Origin of the sequence: Sphingopyxis sp. EG6 (assembly GCF_003609815.1) — a bacterium.
Classification (GTDB): domain Bacteria; phylum Pseudomonadota; class Alphaproteobacteria; order Sphingomonadales; family Sphingomonadaceae; genus Sphingopyxis.
In genome coordinates, this window is sequence record NZ_AP017604.1 from 11,979 (window position 1) to 28,666 (window position 16,688).

Annotated in this window: 17 protein-coding genes and 5 pseudogenes; 9 read left to right on the forward strand and 13 right to left on the reverse strand. The window is 63.0% G+C overall.

Going from position 1 to position 16,688, the window contains the following annotated elements; translation table 11 throughout:
• Positions 1 to 71: 71 nt before the first annotated feature.
• The 3 pseudogenes from typA to SPYCW_RS18660 all read left to right on the forward strand — a co-directional run.
• Positions 72 to 1,574: pseudogene (gene typA / locus SPYCW_RS18645) on the forward strand (translational GTPase TypA); the annotation flags it as partial.
• Positions 1,567 to 2,826 (forward strand): annotated as a pseudogene (locus SPYCW_RS19475) (toprim domain-containing protein); the annotation flags it as partial. The pseudogenes typA and SPYCW_RS19475, both read left to right, overlap by 8 nt.
• A 337-nt stretch (positions 2,827 to 3,163) precedes the next feature.
• Positions 3,164 to 3,382 (forward strand): annotated as a pseudogene (locus tag SPYCW_RS18660) (Tn3 family transposase); the annotation flags it as partial.
• Here the strand turns inward: SPYCW_RS18660 and SPYCW_RS18665 are convergent.
• Positions 3,351 to 3,551, reverse strand: a pseudogene (locus SPYCW_RS18665) (IS6 family transposase); the annotation flags it as partial. The pseudogenes SPYCW_RS18660 and SPYCW_RS18665 sit on opposite strands and share 32 nt — an antisense overlap.
• Before the next feature lie 335 nt (positions 3,552 to 3,886).
• Here SPYCW_RS18665 and SPYCW_RS18670 point away from each other — a divergent pair.
• From SPYCW_RS18670 to SPYCW_RS18680, 3 genes are read left to right on the forward strand one after another with little or no spacing between them, the layout of a single operon-like run.
• The gene (locus SPYCW_RS18670; protein ID WP_120218415.1) at positions 3,887 to 4,216 is read left to right on the forward strand and encodes a HigA family addiction module antitoxin; all 330 of its coding nucleotides are present in this window, start codon (positions 3,887 to 3,889) and stop codon (positions 4,214 to 4,216) included.
• The gene (locus SPYCW_RS18675) at positions 4,213 to 5,880 is read left to right on the forward strand and encodes an Eco57I restriction-modification methylase domain-containing protein (protein WP_120218416.1); all 1,668 of its coding nucleotides are present in this window, start codon (positions 4,213 to 4,215) and stop codon (positions 5,878 to 5,880) included. Before SPYCW_RS18670 ends, SPYCW_RS18675 begins: the two co-directional genes overlap by 4 nt.
• On the forward strand, positions 5,877 to 6,791 hold the full coding sequence (locus SPYCW_RS18680; protein ID WP_120218417.1) for a XamI family restriction endonuclease: 915 nt from the start codon (positions 5,877 to 5,879) through the stop codon (positions 6,789 to 6,791). The genes SPYCW_RS18675 and SPYCW_RS18680 overlap by 4 nt, the downstream gene beginning before the upstream one ends.
• Before the next feature lie 17 nt (positions 6,792 to 6,808).
• Here the strand turns inward: SPYCW_RS18680 and SPYCW_RS18685 are convergent, their stop codons facing one another.
• The 3 genes from SPYCW_RS18685 to SPYCW_RS18695 form a co-directional block, all read right to left on the reverse strand.
• Complete coding sequence (locus SPYCW_RS18685) at positions 6,809 to 7,021, reverse strand: hypothetical protein (protein ID WP_120218418.1); 213 nt, start codon at positions 7,019 to 7,021, stop codon at positions 6,809 to 6,811.
• A 241-nt stretch (positions 7,022 to 7,262) separates the two neighbouring features.
• A complete protein-coding gene (locus SPYCW_RS19455; protein WP_331852395.1) occupies positions 7,263 to 7,697 on the reverse strand; it encodes a thermonuclease family protein in 435 nt (144 codons plus the stop codon).
• 91 nt (positions 7,698 to 7,788) lie between these two features.
• The gene (locus tag SPYCW_RS18695) at positions 7,789 to 8,256 is read right to left on the reverse strand and encodes a hypothetical protein (protein ID WP_145986020.1); all 468 of its coding nucleotides are present in this window, start codon (positions 8,254 to 8,256) and stop codon (positions 7,789 to 7,791) included.
• 331 nt (positions 8,257 to 8,587) lie between these two features.
• Here SPYCW_RS18695 and SPYCW_RS19100 point away from each other — a divergent pair, with 331 nt between their 5' ends.
• Positions 8,588 to 8,755, forward strand: a complete 168-nt coding sequence (locus SPYCW_RS19100; RefSeq protein WP_172595588.1) for a hypothetical protein — start codon at positions 8,588 to 8,590, stop codon at positions 8,753 to 8,755.
• 38 nt (positions 8,756 to 8,793) lie between these two features.
• On the opposite strand, the gene SPYCW_RS18700 is transcribed toward SPYCW_RS19100, so the two are convergent.
• The 9 genes and pseudogenes from SPYCW_RS18700 to SPYCW_RS18740 form a co-directional block, all read right to left on the reverse strand.
• A complete protein-coding gene (locus SPYCW_RS18700) occupies positions 8,794 to 9,015 on the reverse strand; it encodes a hypothetical protein (protein ID WP_120218420.1) in 222 nt (73 codons plus the stop codon).
• 65 nt (positions 9,016 to 9,080) lie between these two features.
• Positions 9,081 to 9,413: pseudogene (locus SPYCW_RS18705) on the reverse strand (DUF2958 domain-containing protein); the annotation flags it as partial.
• Between the two features lie 204 nt (positions 9,414 to 9,617).
• Positions 9,618 to 9,902, reverse strand: coding sequence for a hypothetical protein (locus tag SPYCW_RS18710; protein WP_120218421.1), 285 nt, complete (start codon positions 9,900 to 9,902; stop codon positions 9,618 to 9,620).
• A gap of 83 nt (positions 9,903 to 9,985) precedes the next feature.
• Positions 9,986 to 11,398, reverse strand: a complete 1,413-nt coding sequence (locus SPYCW_RS18715) for a relaxase/mobilization nuclease domain-containing protein (RefSeq protein WP_120218422.1) — start codon at positions 11,396 to 11,398, stop codon at positions 9,986 to 9,988.
• The gene (locus tag SPYCW_RS18720; RefSeq protein ID WP_120218423.1) at positions 11,364 to 11,756 is read right to left on the reverse strand and encodes a plasmid mobilization protein; all 393 of its coding nucleotides are present in this window, start codon (positions 11,754 to 11,756) and stop codon (positions 11,364 to 11,366) included. Before SPYCW_RS18720 ends, SPYCW_RS18715 begins: the two co-directional genes overlap by 35 nt.
• Before the next feature lie 483 nt (positions 11,757 to 12,239).
• Positions 12,240 to 13,934: a type IV secretory system conjugative DNA transfer family protein gene (locus tag SPYCW_RS18725; RefSeq protein ID WP_120218424.1), complete on the reverse strand. Its 1,695-nt coding sequence runs from the start codon at positions 13,932 to 13,934 to the stop codon at positions 12,240 to 12,242.
• On the reverse strand, positions 13,820 to 14,632 hold the full coding sequence (locus tag SPYCW_RS18730) for a hypothetical protein (RefSeq protein ID WP_120218425.1): 813 nt from the start codon (positions 14,630 to 14,632) through the stop codon (positions 13,820 to 13,822). The genes SPYCW_RS18725 and SPYCW_RS18730 overlap by 115 nt, the downstream gene beginning before the upstream one ends.
• Before the next feature lie 29 nt (positions 14,633 to 14,661).
• On the reverse strand, positions 14,662 to 15,006 hold the full coding sequence (locus SPYCW_RS18735; RefSeq protein WP_120218426.1) for a stability/partitioning determinant: 345 nt from the start codon (positions 15,004 to 15,006) through the stop codon (positions 14,662 to 14,664).
• The gene (locus SPYCW_RS18740; protein ID WP_120218427.1) at positions 15,006 to 15,701 is read right to left on the reverse strand and encodes a ParA family protein; all 696 of its coding nucleotides are present in this window, start codon (positions 15,699 to 15,701) and stop codon (positions 15,006 to 15,008) included. Before SPYCW_RS18740 ends, SPYCW_RS18735 begins: the two co-directional genes overlap by 1 nt.
• Before the next feature lie 296 nt (positions 15,702 to 15,997).
• Between SPYCW_RS18740 and SPYCW_RS18745 the strand changes: the two genes are divergently transcribed.
• Positions 15,998 to 16,279 carry a hypothetical protein gene (locus tag SPYCW_RS18745; protein ID WP_120218428.1) on the forward strand — a complete coding sequence of 94 codons (282 nt, stop codon included), beginning with the start codon at positions 15,998 to 16,000 and terminating at the stop codon, positions 16,277 to 16,279.
• Between the two features lie 11 nt (positions 16,280 to 16,290).
• On the forward strand, positions 16,291 to 16,581 hold the full coding sequence (locus tag SPYCW_RS18750) for a hypothetical protein (RefSeq protein ID WP_145986021.1): 291 nt from the start codon (positions 16,291 to 16,293) through the stop codon (positions 16,579 to 16,581).
• Positions 16,582 to 16,688: the final 107 nt, after the last annotated feature.

Consider the following 16,688-nt stretch of genomic DNA (forward strand, 5'->3'; position numbering starts at 1 on the left):
GCTGATATATAGTCAGATTGTCATCTTTTATGTGGTAAAATCGCGCCCTTTCAAACCTACGGCAGTTAATAATGAGCACTCCTCGCAATTTGCGCAACGTCGCAATTATCGCCCACGTTGACCATGGTAAAACCACCATGGTTGATAAACTTTTACAACAAGCTGGCACCTTTGCTTCTCACCACGCCGTAGTTGAGCGTGTGATGGACAGCAACGATCTTGAAAAAGAACGCGGCATTACTATTTTGGCTAAAAATACTGCCTTAGTATATGAAGGTACACACATTAATATTGTGGATACTCCAGGCCATGCCGACTTTGGTGGTGAAGTAGAGCGCGTATTAGGTATGGTGGATGGCGTTGTTTTGCTAGTGGATGCCGTTGAAGGCCCTATGCCACAAACGCGTTTTGTAACTAAAAAAGCGTTAGCGCTTGGTTTAAAACCAATCGTGGTGATTAATAAAGTGGATCGCCCTGGTGCGCGTACTGATTGGGTGATCAATCATACGTTTGATTTGTTTGCTAATTTGGGCGCAACTGATGAGCAATTAGACTTTCCAGTGGTCTACGCATCAGCGTTAAACGGCTTTGCGATGTTGGATATGAAAACACCATCTGACAATATGCGCGCCCTGTTTGAAACCATTATCAGTCATGTAGCGCCACCAGCCGGTGACCCTGCTGCGCCATTGCAAATGCAAATTTCTGCGCTTGATTACTCAACATACACTGGTCGTTTAGGTGTGGGTCGTGTGACAAATGGCAAAATCAAAACAGGTCAACCTGTGACAATTATGAATGAAGACAAACAAATTGCCATGGGTAAAATTAACCAAGTACTTGGTTTCAAAGGCTTGGAGCGCGTTCCGGTTGAAGAAGCGGAAGCGGGCGATATCGTGATTATCTCTGGTTTGGATGATATTGGTATCGGTTTTACTATCTGTGACCGTGAAAATCCAAAAGGCTTGCCGCATTTAGGCGTGGATGAGCCAACCTTGACAATGGACTTTATGGTGAATACCTCACCATTAGCGGGTACAGAAGGTAAGTTTGTGACTTCACGCCAGATTCGCGACCGTTTAACGAAAGAGTTATTGGTTAACGTGGCTTTGCGTGTTGATGAAACGGCCGATGCAGATATCTTCCGTGTTTCTGGTCGTGGCGAATTGCACTTAACGATTTTATTAGAAAATATGCGTCGTGAAGGTTTTGAAATGGCAGTCGGTAAGCCAAAAGTGGTTTTCCGTGAAATTAATGGCGAAAAATGTGAGCCATACGAAATTCTAACAGTCGATTTGGAAGACGAAAATCAAGGTGCGGTAATGGAAGAATTGGGCCGCCGCCGTGGTGATATGATCAATATGGAATCTGATGGCAACGGCCGTACGCGTTTAGAGTATAGAATCCCAGCGCGTGGTTTAATCGGTTTCCAAGGTGAATTTTTAACATTAACGCGCGGTACAGGTTTAATGGCGCATATTTTTGATGAATACGCACCAGTTAAAGCTGATATGCCAGGTCGTCGTAACGGTGTGTTAATTTCAGCAGAGCACGGCGAAGCGGTAGAACGTGCAGGCCCAGCAAGGGCCAGCGATGACGCCAAGGGAAGAGTTCGCCGAGGCCATGCGCAGCGCCGGCCTGTTCACCGGCAGCAACGCCCAGGGCGATCACCCGATCATGGATGGCAAGCGGCACCGCGTGCCGGTCGAGGGCGGCAAGAAGGGCGCGCTCGATGGCTTCTACGTGGGCCACCTGGACGGGCACCCGGCCGGGCGGATCATCAACAACAAGACCGGCACGGACATTACCTGGAAGAGCAAGGGCTACGCCTTGAGCGACCAGGAGAAGGCCAAGCTCCAGGCCGAGGCGGCCGAGAAGCTGGCACAGCGAGCCGTCGAGCAGGACAAGGCCCAGGAGGCCACCGCGCAGCGCGTCGGTCGGCAGATGGCCGACCTCGTGCCCATCGAGCAGCCGACGCCCTACCTGCAAGCCAAAGGCATCCAGGCGCAGGCCGGCGTGATGACCGACCGCGAAGGCCAGAAGACCTACATCCCGGCCTTCGACGCAGAGGGCAAGCAATGGACGATGCAATACATCCAGGAGGACGGCACTAAGCGGTTCGCCAAGGACTCGAAGAAGGAAGGATGCTTCCACCCGGTCGGCGGCATGGACGCCCTGGCGGCCGCGCCGGCGCTGGTGATCTCGGAGGGCTACGCCACGGCGGCCCAGGTGGCCGAGGCCGTGGGCCACGCCACGGTCGCCGCCTTCGACAGCGGCAACCTTGAGGCCGTGGCGAAGGCGCTGCACGCCAAGTTCCCGGACAAGCCGGTCATCATCGCCGGCGACGACGACCGGCACCTGGTCATGACCCACGGCAACAACCCCGGCCGGGAGAAGGCCGAGGCGGCCGCCCAGGCCGTGGGCGGCAAGGCGATCTTCCCGATCTTCGCGCCGGCCGAGAACACCTACCCGCGCGACTTGCCCGCCATCACGCCCGACAGCTTCAAGACCCACCTGCGCGCCGAGCAGCGCCTTGCCGACGCCGCCGCCGGCAAGGTCGAGCTGGCCGGCGACGAGGCGGCCAAGCTCAAGGCGTCGATGTTGAGCGGCGCGCAGATCGCGGCGCTGTCCACGATGAAGCAGCACACCGACTTCAACGACTTGGCGCACAAGAGCGAGCTGGGCATCGAGGGCGTGAAGCGGCAGATCGGCGCGGCCATCAGCCAGGTGCAGCGCGACGAGCAGCAGCACCAGGAGCAGAAGCACGTCGAGAAAAAGCAACAGCAGATCGAGCAGCGCCCACGGCGGGCCGCTCGCATCGGATAAGTCGAAAAATCCGGCTAAAGTGGCCGAGCTGCACATCAGGCCGCGCGGTTTTCCTCCCTGATCGCCGGCGCGGTTTCTTCCTCCCTGAACCGCATGCAGACTTGCCGCCTCGGACACCCCGAGGCGGTTTTTTTTCGCCTCGCTCGGGGTCTCCTCGTTTTCAGTGCAATAAGTGACGGTACGCAAAGCTAGCACTGGCGCGGGGGTGGTCTGGGTAGACCGTTGATTTCATTGACTTTCCTGTTCGCTTTGTAAACGGGTATGGTGGCCTCCCACTTTTGAGGTTCACGATGCAGGGTTGGCACACAACGTTTTTGGGGATGCGTGGGCTACCGACGAGCTGCTGATGGTCTATGCCGGCATCATGGCCCACGGCACCAGTCTGACTGCGGTCGAATGCGCGCGCATGATTCCGCAATTGTCTGCCACCAGCATTCGCCAGGCCATGCGCTGGGCGCGGGACGAACGGCGTCTGAGCCAGGCCTGCCAGGCTGTGCTGGAATTCATGCAGCGACACCCGATTGCCGCCACCTGGGGGCGGTCCGATTTGGCATCTCCGGCGCGTAGCGCTGCACCCAGCGATAGATCGTCGTATGATCGACATCGATCCCACGCTCGGACAGCATTTCCTCGAGATCACGGTAGCTGATGCCGTATCGACAATACCAGCGCACCGCCCATAGGATGACCTCGCCGGTAAAATGCCGTCCTTTGAAATCGTTCATCGCAACTGACCTTGACAGTACATGAGCCCAATCTTGGAAACCGTGTCAGAGTTTGCAACAGAGCCAACGCTGGCAGGGGTGGCTGCTGCACGGCGCCGAGGCCAAGTGCTCGGTCGCCGCCGCAAACTAACGGCAGCGCAAATATCCCATGCGCGTGAGGCCATTGATGCCGGGCGGGAAACCGTTGCTGGCATGGCCGCGCTCCTGAAGGTCGAGCGGTCCACGCTCTATCGCGCTCTGAAACGATGACAAAAGAAGGTGGAACGGAAAGAGAACGCTTGTAAAGCGACTCTTTACGGTGCACAGTCGATCTGTTGCTGAAGGGAGCATAGTCGATGGGAGCCGCAGCTCGCGATATCGATCCGTCTCATCCGGGTCGGGTCGTCAAGGCCAGGGTGGTTGACGCCAATGGTCTTTCCGTGACCGACGCGGCAGCGGCGCTCGGGGTCACGCGCCCTGCATTGTCGGCTTTGCTCAACGGACGTGCGCACCTGACGCCGGAGATGGCCTTGAGGATCGAAAAGGCTTTCGGCGTGCCGCTGGACGAGCTGATGCGGCTTCAGCACAGCTTTGACATTGCGCAGGTTCGCCGGCGATCGAATGACATCAAAGTCGCGCGTTACAGGCCGAAAACGGCGGGCGCGCGGCGAGGGGGATCAGTATGACGACCAATTACGAGGCGCTGTTGCAGCTGGCCGGGGGCCAGAAAGACCTCTGGAATGACTTTCACGCGATCTTCCCGAGCGAAAAGGCGCTGACGGCCATTGCGCTTGCGCTTGGTGCCGATCAGCTCGGCCCACTGGCGAAGGAAGAGTCGACGCTGGCACGGCGTGCTTCGACGAAGCTGCCGGCGAAGGCAGTGATGGCGCAAATCCGAGAGCTGATCGCCGAAGGCTATGATCCGCTCGGCGAGGCTTTCTGTGCGTTGCGCGCGCCCGAAGAGCGCAGGGATCATGGGGCGACCTATACGCCGACTCCCATAGTAAATACGATGGTCCATTGGGCAGCAGCGCAGGCAAAGCCCTGTCGCGTCATCGATCCTGGGGTTGGCTCCGCACGATTTTTGGCGGCGGCGGCACGAGCATTCCCGAAAGCGGAGCTGGTGGGTATCGATGTTGATCCGCTGGCCACGTTGATGGCGCGCGCGAACCTGGCGGTGTCGGGGCACGCCAAGCGTGCGCGGATCGTGCTCGGCGATTTCCGCCGCTTCTCTGAGACGATCGAAGGCCGCACGCTCTACATCGGCAACCCGCCCTACGTGCGTCACCACCAGATCACACCGAAATGGAAAGACTGGCTGTTCGAGGAAGCGGCCCGCCTCGGCCTGTCCGCGAGCAAGCTCGCGGGATTGCACGTCTACTTCTTCCTCGCGACTGTGCGCAGCGGCAGGCCTGATGACTATGGGGCTTTCATCACCGCTGCCGAATGGCTGGACGTGAACTACGGCTCGCTCGTGCGATCGCTGATGCTCAAGAACCTCGGAGGCCAGAGCGTCACCGTAATTGAGCCGACAGCGCAGCCGTTTCCCGATGCGGCGACCACTGCGGCGATCACCACGTTCGAGCTGGGCGCCAAGCCGAGTTCGGTGTTCTTCCGCCGTGTCGATACGCTGAACAAGCTCGACACGCTCGGCAAGGGCCGAAAGGTCCATCGGGACCGCCTCGCCACGGAGAGCCGCTGGTCACACCTGACCCGTGCGGCAGAGAAGCCACCGGAAGGCTATGTCGAGCTCGGCGAGCTGTGCCGTGTGCATCGTGGCGCCGTCACCGGCGCGAACGATATTTGGATCGCGGGCGATCATAGTGTCGGGCTGCCCGACTCCGTCCTGTTTCCGACGGTGACGCGCGCGCGCGAGGTCCTCGATGCCGACGGCTTGCTTCAGGACGCGGCGCGGCTGAAGCGGGTGATCGATCTCCCTCCGGACCTGGACGTGCTTGATAGCGCAGAGCGAACGGCGGTGATGAAGTTTCTCAAGGTCGCGCGCCAGATGGGCGCGAACAAGGGTTACGTCGCCAGCCATCGCAAGGCCTGGTGGTCGGTCGGTCTGCGTGCGGCGGCGCCGATCATTTCGACCTATATGGCTCGGCGTCCACCCGCATTCGTCATCAACAAGGCGGATGCGCGGCACATCAACGTGGCGCACGGCCTCTACCCGCGCGAGAAGCTGCCGGAGAACGTGAAGCGGGCGCTCGTTGATTACCTGCAAAAGAACATCTCGCAGCGGTCTGGGCGGACCTACGCGGGGGGGCTGACGAAGTTCGAGCCACGGGAAATGGAGAGGTTGATCGTCCCTGGACCATCGTTGCTGGCGGCGGGGGTGGTCGCATGATTGAGCCGCCCGTCTGGACAAGCGAGCAGCTCGATGCGGAGCGTTTGAAGGCGAGTGCCGCCTTCTCCAAAGAGCGCCTAGAAGAGCCGCTCGAGGATTATCTCGAAGCCTTTGATCTCTATCAGGGCTACGTCGAAGAGGTCTTGGAGACGACGGTCGATCTGACCGATTTCGAGTCCTCGGCCCTCGACGTGCTGTGCGATCCGCGCTTGCAAGAGGCGTTTCGCTATCTGGCCGCGCCGCCAATTTCGGCCGACGATCTGAAGGTGCTGGCCGATGCCAGCTCCCTCAACGCAAGCCGCCTGCGCAACTCGCCCGATGACGTGCAGCGTTTGATAGGCGTGGTGCGCCAGGTTCTCGACCGGCGCCGCTTCGCGTGGATCGTCGAGGATCGAGATCCCACCGAAGCCGAGCGCAATGCGGCTGTGATGGCGTCAGCAGCATTGATGGCGGCGAGCCGCACGCAGACGAGTCGACGCACCAAGGGCAAAGAGCAGCAGGAAGCGGCCGTGAAGGATGCGCTGCGCGCCCTTGGTTTTGCCGAGGTGCCGTCTCGGCGGATACCCAATATCTCGCATGCGCCATCTGCGGGCGAGTTCTGCGGCGAAAGCGTGCTCGGCACGCGCAAGGGCGATATCATCGTGCGCCTGTGGGATCAGCGCGTGATGCCGATCGAGTGCAAGGTGTCGAACTCGTCGACGAACTCGGTCAAGCGCCTGAACAATGACGCAGCGGTGAAGGCGGCGAGCTGGAAGGTTGACTTCGGGCTTCGACAAGTCGTGCCGAGCGCTGTGCTCGGCGGTGTCTACAAGCTGCACAACCTCGTCGACGCCCAAGATCGCGGACTGACGATCTTCTGGGCGCATGATCTAACGCCACTGACGGACTGGATTTCCAGCACGAAGAGCTGAGCAGCAAGGGGGGGGGCTTAGCGCCCCCCAGCGGCCTCGGCCTTCGGCTTGGGGCTATAAGCCCGCATGACGATCCGGCCCTGAAGGGGCACGGCTTCGCAGCGAATGCTGAAACCCTTGCCATCACGATTGGGCCAGGCCGCGCCGATCTTGGTCCAGTTGGCGTTCTCGCCGTTGCCCTCGACGCGATACAGGATGAAGGCGGGGGTGTTGATGCTCTCGGTAGCCATGATGGTGTCTCCTCTCGGTGCTTTGGCCGCAACCGCTGCGGCCTCTGTGGAGAGAGAGGCGTGGCCTTAGGGGCGCGGCGTCATGCTGGCCGGAGGCCACCCGAACGGGGGAAGCTGCACAAGCCGAAGGCGCGGAAGCGCACGCGATTGACGCTAGACCTGGCTGCGCCAGAGAGGCTCCGCAAAGAGGCCCTCGGCTTGCGGCGCTCCGAGGCTTGGAGATGTTCGTGAAGCTACTCGATCAACGGCACCGGATATCAGCGTAGCGGCGCACGGCATGGCCCGAGCGGATCATGGCACAGGAAAGATCGATGCCGTTGGCGGTGCAACGGGCAAGGGTTCGGCCGTAGCGATCCCGACCCTCGGGCGTGCATCGGACGGTCGTGCGGGTGAGCGAGATAAGATAGTCTCGGGCGGCATACGGATCGCCTTGGACGCATCGGCGTCCTGGCCGGCAGCTGCCAGGCATCTCTGGGGCGTCGATTCCGAGCAAGCGGATACGCTGGTCATTGCATCGTAGTGAGTCGCCGTCGGTCACGTTTGGCGTGTGACACTCGATTGCGCGTGAGACGCGCTGACGATCGCCGCCGCTCTGCGCGACACCTAAGGCTGGAAGGCTGAGGCAGGCGACCAGAAACGCAGCGATAGCAAGGGTTCGCTTGGGCATGGCGCGCATCTGATAATGTATCTTCTGGAAAATGCCGGCATAACCGCAAAAGAAAAGGGCGGGGATTTCCCCGCCCTTTGTCTGCGCCTAATGCTGGGTTCTAGATGGCGAGCACCTTGCGGAACGAGCGATGCGTCGTCTCCGACACGCGACCGCTCCAGCTGCCGTCCTCGCGCTCGTTCCACCAGATCAGATAGGCCTCGTCGTCGCCGAGCACGGTGCGCACGCGCTTAGTGATGCCGCCCCAGACGCCGCGCAGGTCGCCGCCGTCGTCCACGTTCAAGGCCTCCATTACGCGGGCCATGTCGAAGCCCGACACGTCGGCTTCGGCGATCACGCGGATGGTCGTGCGCACCTTGTCACTGACGCGATCGAGGAACTTCTTGGCCTGGGCGACCGAGAGGTCCGCCGGCTCTTCGTCGTCGCCCACCGCCTTAGGCTCGGCGCCCGCGACGTCGGCGATTGCCGCACTCATCTGGCCCTGCACATACTCGGCAAGCTCGGCCTGAAAGCCGGGGCTAAAGCCGGAAACAGCCCCAAAGGGCAAATAGACACCACCACTGCTCATATTCGATCTCCACTGACTCGCGATCAACGCCGTTCGTTGACAGTCGCCAGATATGTCACGCTTGAGTGTCTGTCAATGCGTTTGAGTGTAGGTCTTTTATGTGCGTTCGTTTTCGATCGTCTGCGGTCGTGATGCAGACAGCCTTACCGTCCTTCGACAGGCAACGCCATAGCACCCTTTATCTGCTACTCTGGCGGAATCGGCGTTCGGCCGCGCAAGCCTGACGGCTCCTCCTCTTCGTTTCGGCCCTGCGGGTGCGCGACGCTCCGATTCCTCCTGATCGAGCGCATAAGGTCGCAATGGCGCGGCCCGCTCTGGAAGGAGGAACACCATGCAGCACATCGCCGCTCTCGAAACCCGCTCGATCGCTGAACTGAACTTCATGATGCGCGACGCGCATGAGCGCCTCTACGCCGCGCGCACGGGCTCGCCCGAGCATCGCCTCGCTAAAGCGGCGATCGACATGATCTCGTTGTCGCTGATGCAACGGATGCACTAGCGGCAAGCGCCGCCGGCTGTCCGGCGGCGCCGCTCCTGCTAGTCATAGCCGGTAATCCGATACTCAGATGGATCGGGCGGATCAGTGAGGTCACCAGCCTCGACCGCAAAGCGTGCATCTTCGATGAAGCGTGCGAGAGCTTGCTCGGCCTCGACAAAGCTGGCGAAGGTCTCGGGCTGCTCGGCCTGGCCGAAGCGCGAGATAGTCCACGTGTTCACCCACCCGTCGCAAAGGGTGAGGGTTTGCACCTCCCAAGTCATCGGCCACCTCCACGGCGCTCTGCGTCCAGAGCTGCCTTGGCACTGGCGAGGCTGCGATCGTCGGTGACGATGGTGCCGGCCACTCGTGCGGCCTTGGCGTAGACAGAGATGCGATGCTCGGCGGAGAAGTGAAGGTCACGCTCGATCGGCAGACCCAGCGGGCCGCGCACACTGGCGAGTTCGCTGAGGGACACCCAACCAAGCTCGGGGTGGCCCAGATCGCAGAGGCCAAAAGCCAGGTCGTGGTTGTCGGGATCGATTTCGCTCAAGAGCCAGGTGCCGTGAGCATCCGGCGTGAAGAGCTTGACCTCGGGGAAGCAGTCGCAGCCCCCGCATTCCGCGCTCGCCTTTCCGTTGCTGAGCATCCGTTGGCTCTGAGATTCAGTGATGAGTTTCATGTGCGTGTCCTCGTTGTTGGCGTTGCTCCCCGAAGGGATGAGGACGGCCCGCCGGGGCCAGGGCGCGGCGTCACACAGGAAAATTGGGGGGACCGCTTGCGGGGGAGCCGAGGCTTCCTGTTGATCGCCACGAGCGCACGGCTCCGGCACAGGACTACGATCCCCAAGGGGCAACGCACGGAGGACGCCGCCATGTCATCACGATCAGCGCGGGCGGAAAATGCGTGCGAAGAAGCGCGAGCGGAATCGGGCTCTCAGGCTGCCGCGCGGGCGCGGCTTCGGTATCGGCCGCGGCGCCAGGGGCGGCGCGAGGAAAGCCGAGCTGATCTCGACCTCGTCCTGATCGGCCTGTGCGGTGCCGGTCGGCAGCGGAGCTGCTGGCGCATCGCGGTCAGTGCTTTTGCCGGGGCGTTCAGGCCGGCGCGTCTTCGCCGCCACCGCTGCGAACAACGTGCGCAGTTTGGGTGCGAAAGCCACGGCATCGCGCACAAAGCGTGACACGGCTTGGCTGGTGAAGCTGGCAATCTGGTGAAGAAGGAGGCCCGGTTCTGATTGCAGGAAGCGCGAGCCCGTCAGCGTGCGCGGGGGTCACGCTCTGGCCCTTCCCTGTCGCGGCTGAGCGCCTCCTGACGGCGCTGCTCGTATTCACGGGCAAGCGCTCTCGCCCGCTCGTCGTCTGCGATGCGGCGAGCCATGTCACGCTCCTGCTCCTGGAGAAGATCAGCGCGCTCCCTGCCCTGCCGCTCCACAAGGCGGTCGAGCTCGGCGCGTTGGCTCGCTTCCACGCCTGCGACCATGATCCGCACCTCGTCGTTCCGGCGCTCGTCGGCCTCGGCCGCGCGGCGCGCCTCATCGGCGAGCCGCTGCACCCGCGCCTCGTCGGAGATGGTTTCGCGGATGGTGCGCCACAGGCGCTCGAAAGTGCCGGCCTCCTCGGGCCGCTCTGCCAGCGTGCGGCGCGCCTGCTCGCGTGCGAAGGCGTCAAAGGCCTGATCGGCTTGCGCCTGCTGGCGGTCGTGCAGCTCCGTCACCTCGCGCGCGTGCCGGCGCTCCTGCTCGGCAAGGTCGGCGCGGTGCATCGCCTCGATCTTCTGCGTGAGGGCCGCTGTTCGGTCGTCCGCTGGGCTCTGGTGCGGCTCCTGTGACGCGACGGGCGCGGGTGCGGACCGCCGTGCCTCTTCGACGGTCGCCCTGCCCTCTGCAACGCTGGGCAGGGTCGCCAGCGGCACGTCATCCATGAAGGCGCGCAGATCCTTGGCGGTCACGCCGGCGATCTGGCGCCTGAGGCTGTAAACTTCCCCGTCGGCATCGAGCAGCACGAAGTCACGCCGATCGCCTCGTGCGAGAAGATACCCTGCGTGCTGCAAGGCGGCGTGAAACGCGCTGCCGGTATCACTCGCCCCGAACAGAGCTGTGATCTGTTCCTTGCGCGCGCGCGGGTCGATCCCGCTGCGCTCCGATTGCTGCCATTCGGCGTGGGTGATCTCCGACGATGGCAGCTCAGGCTGAGCCTCCCGGTCGCGCTTGGCGTGCTTGCCGGGAACGTGGTCGTGGCCGAACTCCTGCTCCAGTCGGGCGCTCGCGCGCTCATGGGCCTGGTAGTTGTGGCTGTCGCTGCGCAGCCTCATCGTGTCGATGTCGGTGCGCTGCCAAACAACGTGGATATGCTCGCGGCCGTTCTTCTCGTGCAGCACGACGGCGCGCGGCTGTCCGGTCAGGCCCAACTCCTCTTCAAGAACATCAACCGCGCGGGTCCACTGCTCCGGCGTCATCTTGTAGCGGGCGTCGGGATCAATGTTGGCATGATAGAGGCCCTTGGTGCCCTTCGTGCCGGCGGCGAGCGCCTGCCAGTCGCGGAAGGCTTCGCCGATCGAGCCTGACGGCGAATGCAGCTCCAGCACAGCAACGCGCTCGTTGGTGTCGGTGCGCCCCAAGTGACGCGAGAGCTGCTTAGGCCCTGCCCTGCTTGCGCCCTTGATAATCACCCGAAGGCTCCATGCCGAGCGCGACGAAAATGGCGTCGCGGAGTTCAAGGTATGCGCTCAGGGCCTCGCGCAGCTCGGGGACGTTGACCGCCTGGTCGGCGTTCACCGCGCGGGCGATCTGGTTGATGTTGTTGCCAACCCGCCCAAGCTCCCCGAGGAGCTTTCGGATCGCGACGTGATCTGCTGGCGGGCGGCGTTGGGCGCGGGGGCCGGCTTCGCCAAATGCGGCTGCTCGCATGAAGGCGCCGGCGGCATAACCGGCACGGGAGGAGAGTTCCTCAAGGCGCGCGCGCTCGTCTGCGGTCAGGCGCACCGTGACCGTGACGTTCCGCTGCCGCCTGTCCGTTCCGCTCGCCACCCGCCCTCCAACTATGAAGGGGTCCAGGGGTCCGCCCTGGTCGGTGCAGGCCGAAATGCCTGCCGGGGGTTCAGGGGGTCGCGCCGCCCTGATCTGGTTTCCAAAGGGCACGAAGGCTCTTTGGTCGAAGCCGCTGCCGATCAGCGGTCATGGGTTCAAGGGAGCACGAAGGCTCCTTTGGCGGGATGACGAAGACACGCGGGGGGCGCGTATGTTCGTCATCCCGACCAGGGTGCAGGGGCGGGTAGGCTCCTGCTCTGGAGGTTCCACAGGAGGGCACGAAGGCTCTCCTTGGTCTGGGGATGCAACGGGGATGAAATGCCCCTTGCCAAGCGCGCGGTGTTACCGCGCATGGCTTGCATCTTCTACTATCATGATAACGCAGACTCGGTCCGCAAATCGTTAACGATCCGCCGGACCTCCGCAACAGGGGGCTGACGAAGGCAAGCCCCCTGCCCTCGCCGCGCACGATGCTGCTGTGCATCACGGCGCGGCGCCCTCCGGCTGTTCGGGCTGGTAATAGGGATTGGGGTCGATGATGAGCGGCCCCGCGTAGAAGGCCTGCATGGATGTTTCGCGGTAGGCCGTGAACTCGGCAAGGATTTGGTTGTAGTCGATGCTCCAGGTCTGAAACGGTCGGCCTGTGGGCGGCAGGACGATCGCGCGTTCGCGGCCAAGCTGCATCACCTCGTCGGGCGTGAGGAGCGCGCGCCCCATTTCACCATAGGCCTTGCCGCTGGTGGCCTCGCCCTGCCCGGTTGTGCCCTCGTTGACGTTGACGGTGCCCACGGTGCGCTGGCCAAGCGTGTCCGACACATACTTGGCGGTGTCGAAGTCGCGCACGTTACACAGCCACTTCCACCCGCAGTTCGCCAGGATCGTGCGGCTCTCCTCGCCGTAGATCGATTTGAGCTGCCCGAGGTCCTGCACGGCGAGGGTGTAGTCGAGCCCATAGCCGCTCATGGTGGCGAGGTCGGTTGGCAGGTCGGGGATGCGGCCAAGAGAGGGAAGCTCGTCGATCAACAGCATCCCCCTGCCCTGCGCGCGCGGCGTGGCCGTGCGATAGGCATGGGCCGTCGCGGCGAGCATGAGGCGCAGCCACGTGCCCTGGATCTTCATCTTGTCGGGCGGGATGACGAGATAGACGCTCTCAAGCCGGTGAGGCAGCGTGCGCAGGTCAAACGTCGACTCCGCTGTCGCCTCTTTCAGCCGCTCGTCGCTGATAAAGCGCGTGGCCTCGGCCAGCGTGCGCAGGATCGACGGCACGTCACGCGAGTCCTCGGACAGGAATGGCCCGATGTTCTCGGCGATGGCACCGCCAAAAGCCGAGCTCGCAGCCATCGGGATAAAGAACTCGCGCTGCAACTTGTCCACGGGCAGGGTCACGATCTGCCGCGCCCGCGCGAGCGTCTTGGTCTCGCCCTGGTCGGCCAGCCACAGGAACACGGCGGTCAGGATCGCCGTCGCGCCGCCCTCCCAATAAGCATTCTTGGGGTCGCCGGACCGCGCGCAAATGGTCTCGGCCATCGTATGCGCGATGCTGGCCGCGTCGCGATCGTCGCGGCGGATGGCGTCGAGCGGATTGTAGCGGGCGGGTGCCAGGCCGCGTTCGGCAAGCTCGCTTGCGAGCACGCCCCACGGATTGAGCACGTGGACGGGGCCGACAACCTGACGCTGGCGGCCGGTGATGGCCGCGTTCTCGCCCTTGGGATCAATTACCACGATCGATCCGCCGTAGCGCAGCAAGGTCGGCACAATGATGCAGGTGCCCTTCCCCGTCCGCGTCGGGGCCATGATGAGCGTGTGCGCCTCGTGCTTGGTGAACACCGGCGGTGTCTTCACCTGCGGCGTGTCATGGTGGGGGAAGGCATATTTGCCGAGAAAGACGCCGCGCAGCGGGTCGAGCGGCGAGTAGGAGTTGCTCATGGCACCCCAGGCGGCGGAGCCATAGTTTTCCGACAGCGAAGGGCGGCTCCCGCCCTTGTTGGTTCTCGTGAAGATCGTGCTGATGAGGATCAGCACGAGCGCGACACCCCCGATAATCGGGAGAATGGTGCTATAGCTTACGCCGTCCTCTTCGATTTCTTTTGCGCGCTCGGCCGCTTCGCGGTTGTTGCGAAGCTGCTCTTGATAAGCGGCATGGTCGCGCCGGCTGCCGCCGACGCCCGTGGAGTCCACAAAGCGCTCGCGAAAGGCCTCGGGGAAATAGAGCGCGGCAACCTCGCGCGCCTGGGCAAGGTCGTGCTGATAAGAGCCCCGCGCGCGGCTGAACCTTTGCCCCCGGTCCTGCACCAAGGCTGCAACCGCCCGCAGCGATCGGTGAACGTCGGATCGAGGCGGTCGCGGATATCGTGATGATGCAAGATGTAGAGGCGGGCGCGTTGCGCCACGTCGGGGGGCCAGCGGTTCTCGTCCAGGTAGGCCGGATTGCCTTGCAAGCCTGCGAGGGAGCTGGCGAGCATGAGGAAGCGGCCAGCCTGCCGCCCTCCAAGCTCGGCGTCGTCCGCGTTGCCGGCGGCGGCGAGGTCCGCGCGCACGCGCTGCGGATCGGGATAGTCGCGGAGATAATCGGTGCGCAGCGGAGCGGCGATCAGCCGCGTGGCGCGGCGTTGCGCCTCCTGCCGGATCGCCCTCCCCTGCCCTGACCGGTCGGCAGCGGCGTAGCCTTCGGAAAGCTGGCTGCGTTCGCGCGCCAGCGCGTCGGCGGCGAAGTCGTCGGGCACGTCGGGCCGCGCCCGTTCGCGTTCAATCAGCGCAATGTTGATCGCGGCTCCGGCGATCTGCCGCGTGATCTGCGATCGATCCTGCGCGCGCGCCTCCCCTGCCCCGATCATCGCCGTGATGACCACCAGGAAGAGAAGGCGAAGCTGGCGCAATGCGTACTCGGGCTATCTGTCGATCGGAATCAGCGGGAGTTCTGCTCTAGGGCGTCCAGCGCCAGGTCGAGCAAAGCGCCAAGGGGAACATTGCGGTCATCGGCGAGCCGGTAAAGGCGATCGATCGTCTCGGGTGTCGCCTTGATGTTGATCTGGCGATTGCGGCCCGTCGTGTAGCGGCGGGCTGTCCGTGCCGGCTCCATCGGCGCGAGCAAGGCGGGCTCCGGTGCGGGCGAAGCCTTGGGCTTGGCCTTGCGGCTTGGAAAGCCGCTTTCCTCGGCGATCTGCTCGATCGCTGCGACGGGCACGGGCTTGGCCGATGGCTTCGGCTCGAAGTCGCTGAGGTCAGCAAATGGATTGGCGCGCGCACTCATCAAGCCACCTTCGCTTTCTTGCCCTTCTCTCCCCTGCCCTGCCGCAGCCGCTCGATCACCTCGGCGGCGAACTCTTCGGCATTGGCGACGGCTTTGTCGAGGTTGGGCACGTCCTGCGGGTCGAGGGTTTCCAGCGTGCGCTGGAATGAGAACATGGCGCGGAAGGCCTCGCGCTCGTTGAGTTGCGTCTTGAACACAGGCACGCCGGCCTCGATCAGGCCGGTCTGGATATGGCCCATCGTGCGGGTGCGGATGATCGGGCTCGTGCGGGTGAGGAGCACGCCGTAGGGCGTCGCTCTGCCCGTCATCTTCTCCTGCTGCTTGACGACGCGGATAGCGCGGCTCGCTTGCTCGGCGTCCAGCTGCGAGCCCTGCGTCGGGATGACCACCAGGTCGGCCTGGCTGACCGCAAGCAGCACGATCTTGGCGGCGGTTCCTTCAAGGTCCACGATCACGAAGGGCGTTTGCGCTGCCGCTTCTTCGATCTTGTCGATGATGTTGTCCTCGTCGGCGTCGGCCACGATGGACAGGTTGTCGGGAATAACTGCGCCCTTCGACCATGCCTGAATGGGATGGTTGGGATCGGCGTCGATCGCCGTCACCTTGGCGGCTCGGGCAAGCTCGCTTGCGAGCAAGAGCGCAGCGGTCGTCTTGCCAACGCCTCCTTTGGGACTGACAAAAACGATCGTTGGCATGGAGCCCCCCCTAATACGCGGTGCACAATTGGCATAGATGGTAGCTACCAAGTAGCTAGCCGTCAAGCGGATAGCTACTAGATACCCAGATAGCTACTAAGTAGCTACGCGATACCTTATCAGATAGCTGGTAGCTATCGGCTATCCGTGCTAAGATAGGTAGGTGCGCTTTGGGCGCGGGGAAGAGGGGGAGGATGACGGTATGGCTGGCATGTGCTGACGGGTTCATAGCTGCTGATGTGATCCGCTGGCGTGAGGGTATCTGGGACCGGCGCGGGCCGAAAGGCGGGCGAAGCATGAAGATCGGCGATCGGGATGTGATCGCCGAAGTGATCGACGGGCCGGATGAAGACGGGTTTGTCACGTTGCTGGTGCGCGATTGCGTCGTGCTGACGGACAACCTGCGCACCGGCCAGCTCAAGGCCGGCGAGCGGATGCGGCGTAAAGCCGCCACGATCCAGCGCGGCGAGCCCGCGCGAATGCGGTGGAGCGACGAAGCTGCGCGCGCCTCGATCCGGGGGAGCCGGTTTCTGGCCGATGCAGTGCTTGGGGCGGTGGCGCCTGGCGGCGAGAGCTGAGGGGAGGGCGCATGCAAAAGTTTAACGCGACAGAGCACCATCGGATGATTCGCCGGTTCACTGCCGGCCTCATCGTGCGGGAGATCGATCGCTGCGGCTTGCCGCCCCGCGTGATCGCCGCGGCCCTAGGCTGGTTGCCGGCGCAAATCGACTGGCTGCGGCGCGGTGAAGTCGATACCTTTTCCCAGCTGGAGTTAGAACAGCAGCTTGTTCGTCTTCAGAATGCGAGGCGGGCGTCGGCACAGGCCGAAAATTCGCCCGCAGAGGTGCTCGCATTTCTCGGGGCAGGGGAAGGGGCCTAAAGCCTCGTAAACCCCTCTAGCGGCCTCCGGAGAGCGCGGAAGGGGCATTTTAAGCGCCGACCTCGCCCCACTTCCCCCTCGCCAAGCCAATTCTGACTTTGCCGATT

Excerpts from the sequence above, each read along its gene's own strand:
- SPYCW_RS18670 (WP_120218415.1), top strand. The coding sequence starts at position 3,887 with ATGGGAGCCGCAGCTCGCGATATCGATCCGTCTCATCCGGGTCGGGTC.
- SPYCW_RS18675 (WP_120218416.1), top strand. The coding sequence starts at position 4,213 with ATGACGACCAATTACGAGGCGCTGTTGCAGCTGGCCGGGGGCCAGAAA.
- SPYCW_RS18680 (WP_120218417.1), top strand. The coding sequence starts at position 5,877 with ATGATTGAGCCGCCCGTCTGGACAAGCGAGCAGCTCGATGCGGAGCGT.
- SPYCW_RS18685 (WP_120218418.1), bottom strand. The coding sequence starts at position 7,021 with ATGGCTACCGAGAGCATCAACACCCCCGCCTTCATCCTGTATCGCGTC.
- SPYCW_RS19455 (WP_331852395.1), bottom strand. The coding sequence starts at position 7,697 with ATGCGCGCCATGCCCAAGCGAACCCTTGCTATCGCTGCGTTTCTGGTC.
- SPYCW_RS18695 (WP_145986020.1), bottom strand. The coding sequence starts at position 8,256 with ATGAGCAGTGGTGGTGTCTATTTGCCCTTTGGGGCTGTTTCCGGCTTT.
- SPYCW_RS19100 (WP_172595588.1), top strand. The coding sequence starts at position 8,588 with ATGCAGCACATCGCCGCTCTCGAAACCCGCTCGATCGCTGAACTGAAC.
- SPYCW_RS18700 (WP_120218420.1), bottom strand. The coding sequence starts at position 9,015 with ATGACTTGGGAGGTGCAAACCCTCACCCTTTGCGACGGGTGGGTGAAC.
- SPYCW_RS18735 (WP_120218426.1), bottom strand. The coding sequence starts at position 15,006 with ATGAGTGCGCGCGCCAATCCATTTGCTGACCTCAGCGACTTCGAGCCG.
- SPYCW_RS18740 (WP_120218427.1), bottom strand. The coding sequence starts at position 15,701 with ATGCCAACGATCGTTTTTGTCAGTCCCAAAGGAGGCGTTGGCAAGACG.
- SPYCW_RS18745 (WP_120218428.1), top strand. The coding sequence starts at position 15,998 with ATGAAGATCGGCGATCGGGATGTGATCGCCGAAGTGATCGACGGGCCG.
- SPYCW_RS18750 (WP_145986021.1), top strand. The coding sequence starts at position 16,291 with ATGCAAAAGTTTAACGCGACAGAGCACCATCGGATGATTCGCCGGTTC.